Genomic DNA, 18,289 nt, shown 5'->3' with positions numbered 1-18,289 from the left:
CGACCGCGGGTGTTCGCCTGACGGCAGGGCAGAGGGCGGTGGATGCCGCGAGGCGCGGCGAACGGCACAGTGGCGAGCACGGCGAACGGCACAGTGGCGAGCACGGCGAACATCGCCGTCACGGCGATCACGCCGGACACCGCCGTGGCGGCCGACACTGCGGAGGTGGTAGGCACGGCGAGCGCATCAGTCTGCGCCACACTCCGACCCACCTGCCCAGCCCAGCACCGAGCTGTCCTCAGCGAGCGATCCGCAGCAATCCGTCGTCAGGCAACCATCCGCGGCGACCGTCCTCAGCGAGCGATCCGCAGCAATCCGTCCTCAGCGAAGGATCGGCGGCAACCGTCCTCAGCCGACAATCCTCGCCGGACGCGCGTCCGATCACGCCGCGTCGAAGCGACGCGGGGATCTCGACCGCAGGAGTACCGGCGGTTGCACCTCACCCGTGCGCGGATCGGGCGGGGCGTGCAGCCAATACGTATCCCGCCCGGTCACGGGATCTCTTTCCCGTACGATCCTCTCGCTCCGGTTGTGGAGCCCAAGGTGATGGTTCCGGCAGAGCGGAACCCCGTCGTCGACGTCGGTGTGCCCCCTGTCCGCCGCCCAGTGGTCGATGTGGTGCATCTCGCACTGCGAGATGGGGGCACGGCATCCGATACCGACGCACCCGCCGTCGCGCACGGCGATCGCTATCCGCTGGGCACGGGTGAACAGGCGCTGATGTCGGCCGACGTCGAGCGGTCGCCCCGCGTCGTCCAGCGAGACCGGCACCGCACCCGCATCGCACAGGTAGCTCTCGACGACCCCGCCGGGGAGAGCCTCCCCACCGTCTTCGAGGTGCCCGACGCCGCTCACGGCGGGCTCGACGCTGGTCGCCTCGGAACCGTCCGGCTCGGCTTTCGCCAGCGCCGACGCCTCGAGCACGATTCGCACCCCGGGCTGCCGATCGCCGAACGCCTGCCCCGGATCGGCGGCCGCACCGGTGCGAAGGACGGCGACCAAGGTGTCATAAGCGATCTGCTCGCCCGACCGATCGTCGGATGCGTCGACGACGGTAGCGGTGCCGGTGGTCACGGCATGCGGATCCACGAACCGCGGACCCCGCCGCGGACGCAGCGCCGCCTGCAGAATCGCGTCGACCCACGCCGCCGCATCGTCGTCGAACACGAACCGCCCGTGCCGCTGCCCGTGCTCGTCGACCCACGAACGGAACGATCGGGCGGCGAAGCGCTCCTCGAACCGCAGGGTCACCCCGACCGGGTCGAGGCGATCCCGCGCGATCCGGGCGGACGTCCGCAACTCCTCGACCGGCAGATGCGGCGCTTCATCGATCAGCCGCTCGACCGCTGTCGCCCAGGCGCGGGGGAGGAAGTCCGGATCGAGCTTGGGATACCTCTCGACCGGCGGCTCGCCCAGCCCCACGCGGATCGCTTGAAACTGCGCGTGGCTGAGCGTCCCGTCTCGAAGCGACCCGCTCATGCGGTCGAGCCTCTCCTCGCCGGCGTCCTCGGGCACGACGCCCGGAGCGGCCGCCGGACCATTACCGTCGGGCCCGATCGCGGAACGAAGCGAGAGGAGCAGATCACCCCCGGTCTTCACCGCCCGCGACACCTCCCGCCTGCTCCGCCCGGTCAGCGTCTGCAGCAACTCCGTGGCGTTTCGGTGCCCCTGACGTTGCGCCAGCCCTGCCCCGCCCCGCTCGCGCGCCGAGCGCGCGTCAATCACGCGCGCCGCACAGGCCGCCAGCACATCGAGGGCATTGCGAGCTGCGGTGATCTCGCTCACCAGCATCAGAAGCTCGCGGTCGTCCAGCGCCTCGACCTCCTGGCCCGCCACCAGCGCGACGACGCGGTCGCTCGCCGCCCGAGGGCGGTCGACCGGCGTGCGCGATTCCATAGAACAAATGTACGAACACTGTCGCCGTGCCACCAGAGCCGGAGCCCGACACCACCCGACCCCGCTGAGATTTCACCCCACCCCACCCGCTAGACTCGACGCGAACCACAGCAACCTTTAACCCCGTCCCGTGAGGCGGAGAAGGGAGCGGCGGATGAACACGCGCACCGTCATGCACGATGCCGACATCGCCCGCGCTTTGACGCGAATCTCGCATGAGATCCTGGAGTCGAACAAGGGTCCGGAAGGGCTCGTCCTCCTCGGCATCCCGACCCGCGGCGTCACGCTCGCGAATCGGATCGGCCCGCTGGTCGGGGAGTTCGGCGGCACATTCGTCCCGGTCGGCGCGCTCGACGTGACCATGTATCGCGACGATCTGCACCGCAACCCGACCCGTGCACCTCGGCGCACCGAGATCCCGGCCGGCGGCATCGACGGCAAGACCGTCGTTCTGGTCGACGACGTGCTGTTCTCGGGCCGCAGCATCCGAGCTGCTCTCGATGCCCTGCAGGACATCGGGCGTCCCGCGGCGGTGCGCCTCGCGACCCTCATCGACCGCGGCCACCGCGAGCTGCCGATCCGCCCCGACTTCGTGGGGAAGAACCTGCCCAGCGCCCGCGACGAGCGGGTCAACGTGCGCCTCGCCGAGGTCGACGGCGTCGAGGAGGTGACGATCGAATCATGAGGCACCTCCTCGACACCCAGCACCTCTCGCGCGCCGACGCGCTCGAGATCCTCGACGTCGCCGAAGACATGGCCGACACCCAACGGCGCGAGGTCAAGAAGCTGCCGACGCTGCGCGGTAAGACCGTGGTCAATCTCTTCTTCGAGGACTCCACGCGCACCCGCATCTCGTTCGAGGCCGCCGCCAAGCGTCTCTCCGCCGACGTCATCAACTTCTCCGCGAAGGGCTCCAGCGTCAGCAAGGGCGAATCGCTGCAGGACACCGCGCAGACCCTCCAGGCGATGGGGGCGGATGCCGTGGTCATACGCCACGGCGCATCCGGTGCCCCGCGCACCCTCGCCACCAGCGGCTGGATCAGCGCCGGCGTGGTCAACGCGGGCGACGGCACGCACGAGCACCCCACGCAGGCGCTGCTCGACGCGTTCACCATCCGCAAGCGCCTGTTCGGCGACGACAGCCGCGGCCGCGACCTCGGCGGCATCCGGGTCACGATCGTCGGCGACGTGCTGCACTCGCGGGTCGCACGGTCGAACGTGTGGCTCTTGCACACCCTCGGCGCCCGCGTGACGCTGGTGGCGCCGCCGACCCTGGTTCCGCAGGACGTCAGCGGCTGGCCCGTCGACATCGACTACGACCTCGACCACGCGATCGCCGTGGGCCCCGACGCGCTGATGATGCTCCGCATCCAGCTCGAACGCATGTCTGCCGCGTATTTCCCGACTGAACGGGAGTATTCGCGTCGCTACGGCCTCGATGCGCGGCGGCTGGAGGCCCTCGCGACCGATAGCATTGTGTTGCACCCCGGTCCGATGAACCGGGGTCTGGAGATCTCCGCCGAAGCCGCCGATTCGCCTCGCTCGACGGTGCTCGAGCAGGTCACGAACGGCGTCTCCGTGCGGATGGCCGTGCTGTACCTGCTGCTGGCGGGCGAGCGGCCCGACACCGAGAGAGAGGGCCTCCGATGAGCCATGCCACCCCCCAGACGCTTCTGGTGCGCGGCGCGCGCGTCGAGGGTCAGGATGCCACCGACCTCCTCGTGCGCGACGGCGTCATCGCCGAGGCAGGCACCGGGCTGTCGCACGCCGGCGCCACGGTCGTCGACGCCGACGGGTTGATCGCCCTTCCCGGCCTGGTCGACCTGCACGTGCACCTTCGCGAGCCCGGCTTCGAGGCATCCGAGACCGTCCTCACCGGCTCCCGCGCCGCCGCCGCGGGCGGGTTCACGACCGTCTTCGCGATGCCCAACACCTCGCCCACCGCCGACACGGCCGGCGTCGTCGAGCAGGAGCTCGCCCTCGGCGAGGCCGCCGGCTACGTGCACGTCCAGCCGATCGGCGCCGTGACCGTCGGCCAGAGGGGCGAACGTCTCGCCGAGCTCGGCGCGATGGCCGACTCCCGCGCGCGCGTGCGCGTGTTCAGCGACGACGGCTTCTGCGTCTTCGACCCGCTCATCATGCGGCGGGCGCTCGAGTACGTGAAGGCGTTCGACGGAGTGGTCGCGCAGCACGCGCAGGACCCGCGCCTGACCGAGGGCGCCCAGATGAACGAGGGTGCGGTCTCGGCGGAGCTCGGCCTCACCGGCTGGCCCGCGGTCGCCGAAGAGTCGATCATCGCCCGTGACGTGCTGCTGGCCGAGCACGTGGGCTCGCGCCTGCATGTGTGCCACCTCTCGACCGCCGGCTCGGTCGACATCATCCGCTGGGCCAAGAAGCGCGGCGTGAACGTCACCGCCGAAGTGACCCCGCACCACCTGCTGCTGACCGACGAGCTCGTGCGCGACTACGACGCGCGCTTCAAGGTCAACCCGCCGCTGCGCCGCGAGGAAGACGTGATGGCCGTGCGCGAGGGTCTCGCCGACGGGACGATCGACATCGTCGCCACCGACCACGCCCCGCACCCCGCCGAGGCGAAGGCCTGCGAGTGGGCGGCGGCCGCCAACGGCATGGTGGGTCTCGAGAGCGCCCTGCGCGTCGTGCAGCAGGCGATGGTCGACACGGGCCTCCTCGACTGGGCCGATGTCGCCCGCGTGCTGTCGAAGGCACCCGCGCGCATCGGTCGCCTCGACGGTCACGGCACCCCCGTGGCCGCCGGTCACCCGGCCAGCTTCACGCTGTACGACCCGCGCCCCTCGCGCACCTTCGCCATCACCGACCTCCGCGGACGCAGCAAGAACTCGCCGTACCTCGGCCGGGAGCTGCCCGGAGAGGTGCGCTGGACCGTGCGCGCCGGCATCCCCACCGTCGCCGACGGCGTTCTGCTCGACGCTCCGGGGGCCCTCGCATGACGCGTGAGGGCGCCTTGCTCGTGATGGCCGCGGTGGCCGTGATCGCTCTGGCACTCCTCGCGTGGGCGTGGGTGCGACGAACGCGGCGCGATGCGCGCTACACCGCCCCGGTGGGGGAGCTTCCCGACGACGCCGTCGAGACCGCGGTGTTCCCCGGTCTCTACGTCGCCACGACCCGACACGACCAGCCGCTCGAGCGACTCGCGATCAAGGGTCTCGGCTTCCGCTCCCGCGTCGACGTCACCGTCACCACGGCCGGCGTCGCCCTCGACCTTCCGGGCCAGCCCCGCATCGCGCTGACCCGCGACCGGCTGGTGGACGCCGCGCAGGCCACCGTCGCCATCGACCGCGTGGTCGAGGCGGGCGGCCTGACGCGCGTCAGCTGGCGCATCGACGACGACACCGTCGTCGACACCTACCTCCGACCTCAGGATGCCTCGGCCAAAGCGCTGGCCGACGCCATCCGTCCCCTCATCACCACGACAGGAAGCGACGCATGACCGCCCTGATCCCTTCCTCGCGGATCTCGCGAGACCCCGCCGTCCTCGTCCTCGAGGACGGCACCCGCTACGTCGGACGCGCGTACGGTGCGCGCGGTGAGACCCTCGGCGAGGTCGTCTTCGCGACCGGCATGACCGGCTACCAGGAGACGATCACCGACCCCTCGTACGCCGGCCAGATCGTCCTGCAGACGGCCCCCCACATCGGCAACACCGGCGTGAACGACGAAGACCCCGAATCGCGCCGCATCTGGGTCGCCGGCTACGTCGTACGGGACCCTTCGCGCATGGTGTCGAATTGGCGCGCGAACCGCTCGCTCGACGACGCGCTCGTCGAAGACGGCATCGTCGGCATCTCCGGTATCGACACCCGCGCGGTCACCCGCCGCATCCGCTCCTCCGGCAGCATGCGCGGCGGCGTCTTCTCGGGTGAAGCCGCGAACCTGGATGCCGACGAGCAGCTGCGCCGCGTCCGCGAAGCCCCGGGGATGGCCGGCCGCAACCTGAGCGCCGAGGTCTCGGTCACCGAGGTCGAGGTCACCCCCGCCACCGCGGAGCGCATCGGCAATCTCGCCGTGCTCGATCTGGGCGTGAAGAAGTCGACGATCGACAACCTCGCCGCCCGCGGATTCGACGTGCACGTCTTCCCGCAGTCCGCGACGATCGACGACATCCGCGCCATCGAGCCGGTCGCGGCGTTCTACTCCAACGGCCCCGGTGACCCCGCCGCATCCGATCAGCATGTCGAGCTTCTGCGCGCCGTCCTCGGCGACGGCCTGCCGTTCTTCGGCATCTGCTTCGGCAACCAGCTGCTGGGCCGTGCTCTCGGCTTCGGCACGTACAAGCTGCCGTTCGGCCACCGCGGCATCAACCAGCCCGTGCTCGACAAGACAACCGGCCGCGTCGAGATCACGTCGCAGAACCACGGCTTCGCCGTCGACGCGCCGCTGGATGAGGTCGTCGACAGCCCCGCCGGTTTCGGCCGCGTCGAGGTGAGCCACATCGGCCTCAACGACAACGTCGTCGAGGGCCTTCGCGCCCTCGACATCCCCGCGTTCAGCGTGCAGTACCACCCTGAGGCCGCCTCAGGACCGCACGACGCCAACTACCTGTTCGACCGCTTCCGCGAGATGGTTCTCGCGACGATGGAGACCCAGAAGAATGCCTAAGCGCGACGACATCAACTCCGTCCTCGTCATCGGCTCCGGCCCGATCGTCATCGGCCAGGCCTGCGAGTTCGACTACTCCGGCACCCAGGCGTGCCGCGTGCTGCGTGAAGAGGGGGTGCGCGTCATCCTCGTCAACTCCAACCCGGCCACGATCATGACCGACCCCGACTTCGCCGACGCGACCTACATCGAGCCGATCACGCCCGAGGTGATCGAGACGATCATCGCCAAAGAGAAGCCGGATGCCGTGCTCCCCACGCTCGGCGGACAGACGGCCCTCAACGCGGCGATCCAGCTCCACAAGCGCGGCATCCTCGAGAAGTACGACGTCGAGCTCATCGGCGCCGACTTCGACGCGATCAACCGCGGCGAGGACCGCCAGATCTTCAAAGAACTCGTCATCGAGGCGGGCGCCGACGTCGCGGCATCCGTCATCTGCCACTCGATGGACGAGCTGATCGCCGGGGCCGAGAAGCTCGGGTACCCGTTGGTCGTGCGTCCGTCGTTCACGATGGGCGGTCTCGGCTCGGGCTTCGCGTACGACGAGGCCGACCTCCGCCGCATCGGAGGCGCGGGCCTGCACGACTCGCCCACCAACGAGGTGCTGCTCGAGGAGTCGATCCTCGGGTGGAAGGAGTACGAGCTCGAGCTCATGCGCGACACCGCCGACAACACGGTCGTCGTCTGCTCGATCGAGAACGTCGATCCGGTCGGCGTGCACACCGGCGACTCGATCACCGTCGCCCCCGCGCTCACGTTGACCGACCGCGAGTACCAGCGCCTGCGCGACATCGGTATCGACATCATCCGTGCCGTGGGCGTCGATACCGGCGGCTGCAACATCCAGTTCGCCGTCGACCCCGCGACCGGGCGCATCATCGTCATCGAGATGAACCCGCGTGTCTCGCGCTCGTCGGCCCTGGCGTCGAAGGCCACGGGGTTCCCGATCGCGAAGATCGCCGCGAAGCTCGCGATCGGCTACCGGCTCGACGAGATCCCCAACGACATCACCAAGGTCACGCCGGCGAGCTTCGAGCCCACGCTCGACTACGTCGTGGTCAAGGTGCCGCGATTCAACTTCGAGAAGTTCCCGGCCGCCGACACCACCCTCACCACCACCATGAAGTCGGTCGGCGAGGCGATGGCCATCGGCCGCAACTACACCACCGCCCTGCAGAAGGCGCTGCGCTCGCTCGAGAAGCGCGGCTCGAGCTTCCACTGGGGCGAGGAGTCGCGCTCGGCGGAAGAGCTGCTCGAGATCGCGAAGAAGCCGACCGACGGTCGCATCGTCGTGCTGCAGCAGGCGCTGCGGTTCGGTGCGACGGCGGAGGAGGCGTTCGAGGCGACCAAGATCGACCCCTGGTTCATCGACCAGATGGTGCTGATCAACGAGGTCGCGGAGTTCATCGGCGAGGCGGAGAGCCTGGATGCCGACACCCTCCGCCTCGCGAAGGAGCACGGCTTCAGCGACGTGCAGATCGCCCAGCTCCGCGGTCTCGACGAGGCCGAGGTGCGGGAAGCCCGCTACGCGCTCGACGTGCGGCCGGTCTACAAGACCGTCGACACCTGTGCGGGGGAGTTCCCGGCCCTCACGCCCTACCACTACTCCAGCTACGACGCCGAGACCGAGGTCACCCCCTCCGACCGCACGAAGGTCGTCATCATCGGCTCGGGGCCCAACCGCATCGGCCAGGGCGTCGAGTTCGACTACTCGTGCGTGCACGCCTCCTTCGCACTGTCCGATGCCGGGTACGAGACCGTCATGGTCAACTGCAATCCCGAGACCGTCTCCACCGACTACGACACCTCCGACCGCCTGTACTTCGAGCCGCTCACGCTCGAAGACGTGCTCGAGGTGCTGCACGCCGAGGCGCAGTCGGGCACCATCCTCGGCGTCGTCTGCCAGCTCGGCGGTCAGACGCCCCTCGGCCTGGCCAAGGGCATCGAGGCCGCCGGCTACACGATCCTCGGCACCAGCCCCGAGGCGATCGACCTCGCCGAGGAGCGCGAGCTGTTCTCGCGCCTGCTCGATGAGGCGGGTCTCGTCGCCCCCCGCAGCGGCACCGCGATCGACGTCGACGGCGCCGTCGCGGTGGCCGAGGAGATCGGCTACCCGGTGCTCGTGCGCCCGAGCTTCGTGCTCGGCGGCCGCGGCATGGAGATCGTCTACTCGACCGAGGCGCTGCGCGACTACTTCGTGCGCGTCGCCGACCAGGCGATCATCGGGCCCGGGCTCCCACTGCTGGTCGACCGCTTCCTCGACGACGCGATCGAGCTCGACGTCGACGCACTGTACGACGGCATCGACCTCTACATCGGCGGCGTCATGGAGCACCTCGAGGAAGCCGGCATCCACTCCGGCGACTCGTCCTGCACCCTGCCGCCCGTCTCGCTCGGCCGCACCGAGGTCGATCGCGTGCGCGAGGCGACCCTGGCCATCGCGAAGGGCGTCGGCGTGCGCGGCCTGCTCAACGTGCAGTTCGCGATCTCCGCCGGTGTGCTCTACGTCATCGAGGCGAACCCGCGCGCCAGCCGCACGGTGCCGTTCGTGTCGAAGGCCCTCGGCATCCCACTCGCCAAGGCCGCCAGCCGCATCATGGCCGGCAACACGATCGCCGAGCTCATCGCCGAGGGGCTGCTGCCCGAGCAGGACGGCTCGCGCGTCCCTCTCGACGCCCCCGTCGCCGTGAAAGAGGCGGTGCTGCCGTTCAAGCGCTTCCGCACCGCCGACGGTCACACCGTCGACAGTGTGCTCGGACCCGAGATGCGCTCGACCGGTGAGGTCATGGGCATCGACCGCGACTTCCCGACGGCGTTCGCGAAGTCGCAAGAGGCCGCGTACGGAGGGATGCCGACGTCGGGCGTGGTGTTCATCTCGGTCGCCGATGCCGACAAACGCGCCGTGATCCTGCCCGCCCACCGCCTGCAGGAGCTCGGCTTCTCGCTTCTGGCCACCGAGGGCACAGCTGAGATCCTCGCCCGCAACGGCATCAAGGTGCAGGTCGTCGAGAAGTACTCCGCGACCCAGGGCTCCGGCCAGCAGAACGTCGTCGATCTCATCAACGCCGGGGAGATCGACATGATCGTCAACACCCCCAGCGGTGGATCGGCGCGCGCCGACGGTTACGAAATCCGGGCCGCGGCGGTCGCCGCCGACAAGGCCCTGTTCACCACGATGGCCGTTCTCGGTGCCGCGGTGAGCGCGCTGGGTGCGATGAAGGACGGCTTCGAGGTGCGCAGCCTTCAGGAGTACGCGGTGGATCGCGCGGGCCGTCTGTGAGCGAGCCGTTCGGGCAGCGGCTCAGCGCCGCGCTCGACGCCCACGGTCCGCTGTGCGTCGGCATCGACCCTCACGCCGCACTCCTGTCGGCGTGGGGGCTGGATGCCACGGCCGAGGGCGTGCGCGCGTTCGGCCTGCGCGTGGTCGAGGCAGCGTCCGGCCGCGTCGGCGTCGTGAAGCCGCAGGTGGCGTTCTACGAGCGATACGGCTCGAAGGGTTTCGCGGCGCTCGAGGACGTGATGGCCGCCGCGCGCGCCGCGGGGCTGCTGGTCATCGCCGACGCCAAACGCGGTGACATCGGCACGACCATGGAGGGCTATGCCCACGCCTGGCTCGAGCCCGGTTCGCCCCTCGAAGCGGATGCCGTGACCCTGACCCCGTACCTGGGCGCCGATTCGCTGCGCGACACGCTCTCGCTGGCCCTGCGTCACCGCAAGGGTGCGTTCGTGCTCACCGCGACGAGCAACCCCGAAGCGCGGGCGCTGCAGAGCGCGATCGTCGACGACGCCCTCGCCGTCGGCGATCACGAGCACGTCGCGGCGCGCGTGGCCCACGATGTGAACGAGGCGAACATCGGCGCTCCCGGTGCGTTCGGCTCGATCGGCGTCGTGGTCGGCGCCACCGTCGACCGTGCCGCATTCGGTCTCGGAGATGTGGCCCTCGCCGGGATGCCGATCCTCGCGCCCGGCTTCGGCGCGCAGGGCGCTGAGCCCGCCGATCTGGGACGTCTCTTCGGTTATGTCGCCAAAGCGGTCGTGGCCAACGAGAGTCGCAGCATCCTCGCGGTCGGACCCGACCGTCTCGCCGCGCGCATCGACCAGCGTGCCGCGCTCTACCGGGAGACCCTGCATGGTTGACACCCGTCGCCCGCCCGAGGTCGACCGCGCCGCCGCCTCGCGCCGTGCCGTCGAGGCGCGCCGCGAGCGCGCCGCGCTGAAGCGCGACGTTTCCAGCCGAGTCATCTCGCCGCAGGAGCTGCTGCGGCGGGGTCTCGCCGACCCGCTGTCTCCGGCCGGAGCGATGCGCGTGACCGAGTTCCTCACGGCGATCCCCGCGATCGGCGAGAGCAAGCGCGATCGCATCCTCATCTCGCTCGGCATCTCGCCGGTGAAGCGACTCGGTGGTCTCGGCACACGTCAGCGCGACGCGTTGCGCGCATTCCTCGACACCCGCTGGCCCGAGCCGGGTCCGCGCGAGGGTCGCAGCCGGCTCATCGTGCTCGCCGGTCCCACGGCGGTCGGCAAGGGCACGGTGGCCGCACACATCAAGCAGAACTACCCGCAGATCCACCTCTCGGTGTCGGCGACGACGAGAAGCCCCCGCCCGGGCGAGGTCGACGGGCAGCACTACTACTTCGTCGACGACGCCGAGTTCGACCGCATGGTCGCCGCGGGGGAGTTGTTGGAGTGGGCCGTCGTGCACAACCAGAACCGCTACGGCACGCCCCGCGAACCCATCGAGCGGGTACTGGCCGCGGGCGGCACCGCCCTGCTCGAGATCGACCTGCAGGGTGCGCGGCAGGTGCGCGCCGCCGACCCTTCGGCGACGCTGGTGTTCCTGCTGCCGCCGAGCTGGGACGAACTCGTCCAACGCCTGGTCGGGAGGGGAACCGAGGATGCCGAGGAGCGTGCCCGTCGCCTTCGCACGGCCCGCGTCGAGCTCGCCGCGCAGAACGAGTTCGACTACCGCGTCGTGAACGAAGACGTGGCATCCGCCGCCGCCGACGTCGTGGCTCTGGCCGCCGCGCAGGGCTGACGCGCCGGTCCGCGGCGGCGCAGCGCCGCCCGGCCAGCACTCGTTGGAAGCGCGAAATGTGCACCGGGGCGGACATCGCACGCCCCGGTGCACAAACGACGCCCCGACGCCGCGTAGCCCGGCGCCCCGCCGGACGCCGCACCCGTCGCGACGTCGCCGTCGCCACGTCGCCGTCACCGCGTCGCCGTCGCCCCGGCACCGCCTACACGACCCGCCCGACGCCCTCGGCACACCCCGGGTCGGCGTCGGCTAGAATGGGGGGATGCTTCGGCGCTCCCGGCGCCGCATCCACCCCATCCCGCCGAACCAGGAGGTTCCCCATGGCCGGACGTGACAAGGGCATCATCGACCCGCCCATCGACGCTCTGCTCGACAAGGTCGACTCGAAGTACCAGCTCGTCATCTACGCGTCCAAGCGCGCGCGTCAGATCAACGACTACTACTCCGACCTGCACGAGGGAAACCTCTTCGACAACGTCGGCCCGCTGGTCGACTCCACCGTCGAAGACAAGCCCCTCACGATCGCACTGCACGAGATCCACGAAGACAAGCTGCGCCTGCGCGCTGCGGAGTAATCCACAGCCCTCACCGGCTCACGCGTGAAGTATTCACAGATGTGACGATGCCCCGGGCGGCTCACCGCCGTCCGGGGCATACTTGTGCCCGTTCCTTGCTCGCTAGCCTCCCGGAGTCGTCTTGACCGACCTACGCCTGTTCACGTCCGAGTCCGTCACCGAAGGACACCCCGACAAGATCTGCGACCAGATCTCCGACAGCATTCTGGATGCCATCCTCACCGACGACCCCACGGGGCGCGTCGCCGTCGAGACCCTCGTCACGACCGGGCTCGTGCACGTGGCGGGCGAGGTGTCGACGCGGGCCTACGTCGAGATCCCCGCGATCGTCCGTGACGTGGTGAACCGCATCGGCTACACCTCGAGCGACACCGGGTTCGACGGTGAGTCGTGCGGTGTCTCCGTCTCGATCGGCGCGCAGTCCTCCGACATCGCCGCCGGCGTCAACAAGGCGTTCGAGCAGCGCGAGCGCGGGTCCGTCGATCCCCACGACCTGCAGGGGGCGGGCGATCAGGGCATCATGTTCGGCTTCGCCACGAACGAGACTCCGCAGCTCATGCCGATGGCCATCTGGACGGCGCATCGCATCGCCGAGCGTCTGGCGGCCGTGCGCAAGAGCGGAGCGCTGCCGTTCCTGCGCCCCGACGGCAAGACCCAGGTGACGCTCGGCTACGACGGCTTCACTCCGCGCACCGTCGACAGCGTGGTGCTGTCGACGCAGCACCACCCCGACATCTCGCAGGAAGATCTGCGCGCGCAGGTGCAGGCCGAGGTCATCGATCCCGTGCTGGCCGAGACCGGGCTCGAACTCCCCGACGTGAAGTACTACATCAACCCGGCCGGTCCCTTCGTCATCGGCGGCCCGAAGGGCGACGCCGGGCTCACCGGCCGCAAGATCATCATCGACACCTACGGTGGAGCCTCCCGCCACGGCGGTGGCGCGTTCAGCGGCAAGGACCCGTCCAAGGTCGACCGCTCGGCCGCCTACGCCATGCGATGGGTCGCGAAGAACGCCGTCGCGGCGGGCCTCGCCGACCGCCTCGAGGTGCAGGTCGCCTACGCCATCGGCAAGGCAAACCCCGTCGGTCTCTACGTGGAGTCGTTCGGCACCGCTCACGTGGACGACGATGTGATCGTGCGCGCGATCCGCGATGTGTTCGACCTGCGACCCGCGGCCATCGTCGAGCAGCTCGACCTTCTGCGCCCGATCTACGCGCAGACGGCGAAGTACGGTCACTTCGGCCGCGAGCTGGCCGATTTCAGCTGGGAGCGCACCGACCGCGTCGACGAGCTGCGCGCCGCCGCCGGAATCTGAGCGTGCGGGCGGGCGCCGCGCGACGCAGCCGGCGACGCGTCGGTGCGACGGTGGGCGTGATTCGGCGCGTCCGTGCTCAAGCCCGCCAACGCCCGTGCGCCGGCGTTCGCGTGTGTTCCGGTGCGCAGGCGATGGCGAACGGGATCAGGGGTGCCCGCGCCCAGGTCCACCGGCGCCCGTGCGCCGGCGTCCGCGCGAGCGCAGGCGCCCCTGTCCGCGCGCGCCCCGGCGTCCGGGGCGGGGGAGAGCTTCCGTGAGCGAGCGCCGCGTCGCGCGCGTGCAGCTCGAGTCGCCCGTGCCGCAACTGGACCGTCTCTTCGATTACGCCGTGCCGCACCCGCTCGTGGCTGACATCGCTCCGGGCGTGCGGGTCAAGGTGCCGCTGCGCTCGGCGGGGCGCATGATGGATGCCTTCGTCGTCGAGGTGGTGGCAGACGACGGCAGCGAACGACCGCTCTCGTCGATCGAGGCCGTGGTGTCGCCGATGCCCGTGCTGCCCGAGCGCCTGTACACGCTCGCGCGCCGTGTCGCCGACCGTGCCGCCGGCTCCGTCAGCGATGTGCTGCGGTTGGCCGTCCCTCGACGCATGGTCCGCGCCGAGAAGGCCTGGGCCGCGGCACCGCCGCCCGATGCGCCCGAGGTGGTGCCGGCCGCCCGCGAGCGATCCGACGTCGAGCTGCGCGCCTACCCGGGGCTCGCCGAGGCTCTCGACGCCGGCGAGCGTCTCGCGATCGACGCCCCCCCGCACCCGCACCCCGAGCTCCCGCGGGGAGCCTGGGCCGACCTGCTCGCCGCCGCCGCGGTGCACACGCTGGCCCGGGGGAAGAGCGCCGTGCTCGTCGTACCCGACTACCGCGATCAGGCGCAATTGCTCGCCGCCCTCGGCGAGCTCGTGGCCCCGGATGCCATCGTGCGCGACGACGCCGACCAGTCCGGGCCCGCCCGCTACGCGCAGTACCTGCGCACCCTGGCATCCGTGCCCTGCATCGTGGTCGGCCGCCGCTCGGGGGTGTACGCGCCCGCGCACCACACCGGGCTCGTGGCGATCTGGGACGACGGCGACTCCCTGCTGTCGGAACCGCTCTCTCCGGGCGTGCACGCCCGCGACGCAGCCCTCGTGCGCCAGGAGTCGGAGGGATCGGCCCTCATCTTCGCCGGGCACACGCGCACGACCGACGTGCAGAGGCTCGTCGACGTCGGCTACGTGCGCGAGATCACGCAAGCTCGCCGCCCCAGCCCGCGCATCGTGCTGAGTGCGACGCGCGAGGGGGAGCAGCGCCAGTCGCGCGTGCCCTCCTCCGCGTTCGCCGCCGCGCGCGAGGCCCTGCAGCACGGGCCCGTGCTCGTGCAAGTCGCCCGCCCCGGATACGCCCCCTCGCTCGTCTGCGCCGACTGCCGTCGCCCCGCCCGGTGCGCGCACTGCGCAGGTCCGCTCCGCGCGGCTCGTCCCGGCGCGACCCCGGTGTGCGCCTGGTGCGGTCGCAGCGCCCACGCCTGGACCTGCGGGCATTGTCACTCGACGAAGCTGCGGATGGCGTCCTCGGGCAGCGAGCGAACCGCCGACGAGCTCGGCCGCGCCTTTCCGAACACCCGCGTGATCATCGCCGACGGGGCCCACCCGGTGGCCGAGGTCGACGGCCAGCCGGCGCTGGTCATCGCCACCCGCGGCGCCGAGCCGATCGCCCGCGGAGGCTACCGCGCCGTCATCCTGCTCGACGGCGACCGGATGCTGCAGAGCGAGGCCCTGCGCATCGGTGAGAGCTGTCTGCGCTGGTGGTCGAACGCCGCGGCCCTCGCCGCACCCGGCGCGCCCGTGCATCTCGTCGGCGTCGCGGGCCCCGTCGCCCGCGCGCTCGCGACCTGGACCCAACCGGCGTACGCCCGCGCCGAACTCGTCGATCGTGCGCCGCTTCGCATGCCGCCCGCCGTGCGTGTCGCCAGCGTCGACGGCCACTCCCGCAGCGTCGACACCCTGCTCGCGTCCCTGCGCGAGACGGTGACCGACCTCGATCCGCTCGCGATCCTGGGGCCGGTCGACACGTCGGAGACCCCCGACGTCGCAACGGCGCGTGCGCTCGTGCGTTTCGACTACGCGCACGGACGCGCCGTCGCCGAGGCGCTGCGCGCCGGAGTCATCGCCGATGCGCTACGCGCTCGCAAGTCGCGCAAGGATCGCGGCCCGAAGCCGCGCAGTACGCTCAGAGTCCGTCTCGACATCCCCGAACCCGACCTGTGAGCGACACGCGCCTTCGGCCGACCGCCACCGTGGTCCGTGCCGGCGCACCCACCCAGACCCACCCGCCCCGAACCGCCTGAGGAGAACCATGCGCCTCGTCTTCGCCGGTACCCCCGCCGTCGCCCTCCCCTCCCTCCGCGCCTTGGCCGCCGGTCCTCACGAGATCGCCGCGGTCGTGACCCGCAGCGACGCTCCGCTCGGACGCAAGCGCGTGCTCACCCCGTCGCCGGTCGCTCAGGCCGCCGACGAGCTCGGCATCCCGACCATCAAGGCCGACCGCCTGGACGCCGACGTGACCGAGCGGATCGCCGAACTCGCGCCCGACCTCGGCGTGATCGTGGCCTACGGCGGACTCGTGCGCGAGCCACTGCTGTCGACCCCCGCGCATGGGTGGATCAACCTGCACTTCTCACTCCTCCCGCGCTGGCGCGGCGCAGCTCCCGTGCAGCGCGCCCTCATCGCCGGTGACACCGTGACCGGCGCCAGCGTCTTCCAACTGGTCGCGGCGCTCGACGCGGGCGACGTGTTCGCCGAGGAGCGCTACGAGGTGCCCCCCGGCGCCACCACCGCCGACGTGCTCGACGCCCTCGCCGACATCGGCTCTCCCGTGCTCGCCCGCGTGGTCGACGGCATCGCCGACGGCACGGCGGTCGCGACTGCGCAGCGCGGCGAACCGACTCTCGCGCCCAAGCTCACCCTCGACGACGGCGCTCTCGACTTCACCCAGGATGCCGAGACCCTCCTCCACCGCATCGCCGGCGTCACGCCCGAACCCGGAGCCCACACGACCCTCGACGGCGCCCGCTTCAAAGTGCTGCGCGCAGCTCCCTCCGAGGCGCCGCCGCTCACGCCGGGACGGGTCGCGGCATCCGGAAAGGACGTGATCGTCGGTACCGGCACGGCGCCCCTGCGCCTCGAGACCGTCCAGCCCGCAGGCAAGGGGGCGATGGCCGCCGGCGACTGGTTCCGAGGTCTGCGCACCGACGAACCGGTGCTCGGCGCATGAGCGTGCAGGGAGCGCGCGCCGTCGCGTACGAGGTCCTCCGCGCCGTCTCCGGCGACGAGGCCTACGCCAACCTGCTGCTGCCGCACGCGATCGTGCGGGCGGGATTGGATGCCAAAGACGCCGGTCTCGCAACGGAACTCGCCTACGGGACCCTGCGCCGGCGGGGAACGTACGACGCCATCATCGCCGCCGCAGCCGACCGCACCGTCGATCGCATCGACCCGAACGTGCTCGACGCGCTCCGCCTCGGGGTGCACCAGCTGCTGTCCACCCGCGTCGCCTCGCACGCCGCGGTCAACGAGTCCGTCGAACTCGCCCGTCGGCACGGCGGGGGAAAGGGCGCGGCGGGGTTCGCCAACGCCGTGCTGCGCCGCGTCTCGCGCGATACGCCCGGCCAATGGATGGACCGCATCGCCGCCGCCGCGCGCAGTGACGACGAGCGGATCGGGCTGACCACCTCGCACCCCGTGTGGATCGTGCGAGCCCTCCGTCGCGCGCTGACGGCCGAGGGCCGCGCCGACGAGCTCACCGCCCTGCTCGAGGCCGACAACATCGCCCCGCGCGTGGCCATGATCGCCCTCCCCGGACTCGCCGAAGTGCCCGACGATGCCGCATCCACCCGCTTCGCGCCTACCGCGTTCACCACCCGCGGCGGAGACCCCGAGGGCCTCATCCGCGGCTCCGGCGGCCGCATACGCGTGCAGGACGAGGGGTCGCAACTCGCCGCGCTCGCCCTGAGCCGCGCCCTCCCCGTTCGCGAGGGTGAACGCTGGCTCGACCTTTGCGCCGGACCCGGCGGCAAAACCGCCTTGCTCGCGGCCGAAGCGCTCGCGCACGGCGCGACGCTGGATGCCAACGAGATCTCACCGGCGCGCGCCGGGTTGGTGCGACAGGCCCTGGCACCCGTGCCCCTCGAGGTCGAGGTGAGCGAGGAGGACGGGCGCGAGCGCGCGGCCCGGATGCCGGGGGAGTACGACCGCATCCTCGTCGACGCCCCGTGCACCGGCATCGGAGCGCTGCGCCGCCGGCCCGAGGCGCGCTGGCGCAAAACCCCCGCCGACGTACCCGATCTGACGGCCCTGCAGCTGGATCTGGTGCTCGCCGCGTTCGAGGCGCTCAAGACCGGCGGGGTCGTCGCGTACGTGACGTGCTCGCCGCATCTGGCCGAGACCTCCGGCGTGCTCGCCGAGGTCAAACGCGAGCTCGGAGACGCGGTCGAGGAACTCGATGCCCGCGCGGTCGTGCGCTCCGTGGCTGTCGACGAGATCGACCTGCCCGACCAGGCCGACGGCTCCCTCCGCGTGCAACTCTGGCCCCACCGCCACGGCACCGACGCGATGTCGATCGCCCTGCTGCGCAAGCGCTGACCGGTTGCTCGCCCGCCGCCAGCGGACAGGCCCGGGCCCGCTGTGCGCGGACAAGCCCGGGCCCGCCGTGCGCTGACAAGCCCGGGCCCGCCGTGCGCTGACAAGCCCGACCCCGCCGTGCGCGGCCGGGCCCGTCCAGCTCGTCGAGTGTCCAGGACACGCCGCGCAGGCGCCCCGTCGAACGGCGTGTCCTGGACACTCGGCTGGACGGCCCGGGGGAG

At 71.3% G+C, this 18,289-nt stretch carries 14 protein-coding genes; 13 read left to right on the top strand and 1 reads right to left on the bottom strand.

Annotation, left to right across the window (positions count from 1 at the left end; translation table 11 throughout):
* Positions 1-381: 381 nt before the first annotated feature.
* The gene (locus tag ACXKZF_RS07275) at positions 382-1,929 is read right to left on the bottom strand and encodes an HNH endonuclease signature motif containing protein (RefSeq protein ID WP_488985838.1); all 1,548 of its coding nucleotides are present in this window, start codon (positions 1,927-1,929) and stop codon (positions 382-384) included.
* Positions 1,930-2,050: 121 nt separating this feature from the next.
* Here ACXKZF_RS07275 and pyrR point away from each other — a divergent pair, with 121 nt between their 5' ends.
* From pyrR to ACXKZF_RS07210, 13 genes are all read left to right on the top strand, one after another.
* Positions 2,051-2,581, top strand: a complete 531-nt coding sequence (gene pyrR, locus ACXKZF_RS07270; RefSeq protein WP_055954820.1) for a bifunctional pyr operon transcriptional regulator/uracil phosphoribosyltransferase PyrR — start codon at positions 2,051-2,053, stop codon at positions 2,579-2,581.
* Positions 2,578-3,546, top strand: coding sequence for an aspartate carbamoyltransferase catalytic subunit (locus ACXKZF_RS07265; protein WP_488985837.1), 969 nt, complete (start codon positions 2,578-2,580; stop codon positions 3,544-3,546). Before pyrR ends, ACXKZF_RS07265 begins: the two co-directional genes overlap by 4 nt.
* Complete coding sequence (locus ACXKZF_RS07260) at positions 3,543-4,865, top strand: dihydroorotase (RefSeq protein WP_488985836.1); 1,323 nt, start codon at positions 3,543-3,545, stop codon at positions 4,863-4,865. Before ACXKZF_RS07265 ends, ACXKZF_RS07260 begins: the two co-directional genes overlap by 4 nt.
* Positions 4,862-5,365 carry a PH-like domain-containing protein gene (locus ACXKZF_RS07255; RefSeq protein WP_488985835.1) on the top strand — a complete coding sequence of 168 codons (504 nt, stop codon included), beginning with the start codon at positions 4,862-4,864 and terminating at the stop codon, positions 5,363-5,365. The genes ACXKZF_RS07260 and ACXKZF_RS07255 overlap by 4 nt, the downstream gene beginning before the upstream one ends.
* Entirely contained in the window at positions 5,362-6,534 is a 1,173-nt protein-coding gene (gene carA / locus ACXKZF_RS07250; RefSeq protein ID WP_055954832.1) for a glutamine-hydrolyzing carbamoyl-phosphate synthase small subunit, read from the top strand. The genes ACXKZF_RS07255 and carA overlap by 4 nt, the downstream gene beginning before the upstream one ends.
* Positions 6,527-9,814, top strand: coding sequence for a carbamoyl-phosphate synthase large subunit (carB, locus tag ACXKZF_RS07245; protein WP_488985834.1), 3,288 nt, complete (start codon positions 6,527-6,529; stop codon positions 9,812-9,814). Before carA ends, carB begins: the two co-directional genes overlap by 8 nt.
* Positions 9,811-10,671, top strand: a complete 861-nt coding sequence (pyrF, locus tag ACXKZF_RS07240) for an orotidine-5'-phosphate decarboxylase (RefSeq protein WP_488985833.1) — start codon at positions 9,811-9,813, stop codon at positions 10,669-10,671. Before carB ends, pyrF begins: the two co-directional genes overlap by 4 nt.
* Positions 10,664-11,569: a guanylate kinase gene (gene gmk, locus ACXKZF_RS07235; RefSeq protein WP_243223176.1), complete on the top strand. Its 906-nt coding sequence runs from the start codon at positions 10,664-10,666 to the stop codon at positions 11,567-11,569. Before pyrF ends, gmk begins: the two co-directional genes overlap by 8 nt.
* Positions 11,570-11,889: 320 nt before the next feature.
* Positions 11,890-12,144, top strand: coding sequence for a DNA-directed RNA polymerase subunit omega (gene rpoZ / locus ACXKZF_RS07230; protein ID WP_055837405.1), 255 nt, complete (start codon positions 11,890-11,892; stop codon positions 12,142-12,144).
* A gap of 121 nt (positions 12,145-12,265) precedes the next feature.
* The gene (gene metK, locus ACXKZF_RS07225) at positions 12,266-13,459 is read left to right on the top strand and encodes a methionine adenosyltransferase (RefSeq protein WP_488985832.1); all 1,194 of its coding nucleotides are present in this window, start codon (positions 12,266-12,268) and stop codon (positions 13,457-13,459) included.
* A gap of 253 nt (positions 13,460-13,712) precedes the next feature.
* Positions 13,713-15,695, top strand: a complete 1,983-nt coding sequence (locus tag ACXKZF_RS07220) for a primosomal protein N' family DNA-binding protein (protein WP_488985831.1) — start codon at positions 13,713-13,715, stop codon at positions 15,693-15,695.
* Positions 15,696-15,783: 88 nt separating this feature from the next.
* Positions 15,784-16,701 carry a methionyl-tRNA formyltransferase gene (fmt, locus tag ACXKZF_RS07215; RefSeq protein WP_488985830.1) on the top strand — a complete coding sequence of 306 codons (918 nt, stop codon included), beginning with the start codon at positions 15,784-15,786 and terminating at the stop codon, positions 16,699-16,701.
* On the top strand, positions 16,698-18,068 hold the full coding sequence (locus ACXKZF_RS07210; protein ID WP_488985829.1) for an RsmB/NOP family class I SAM-dependent RNA methyltransferase: 1,371 nt from the start codon (positions 16,698-16,700) through the stop codon (positions 18,066-18,068). Before fmt ends, ACXKZF_RS07210 begins: the two co-directional genes overlap by 4 nt.
* The last annotated feature ends 221 nt before the right edge of the window (positions 18,069-18,289 follow it).

It is taken from the genome of Microbacterium sp. ABR10 (assembly GCF_057812175.1).
The sequence above is the reverse complement of the archived record's forward strand: the minus strand, read 5'-3'. Positions and strand labels throughout refer to the sequence as shown.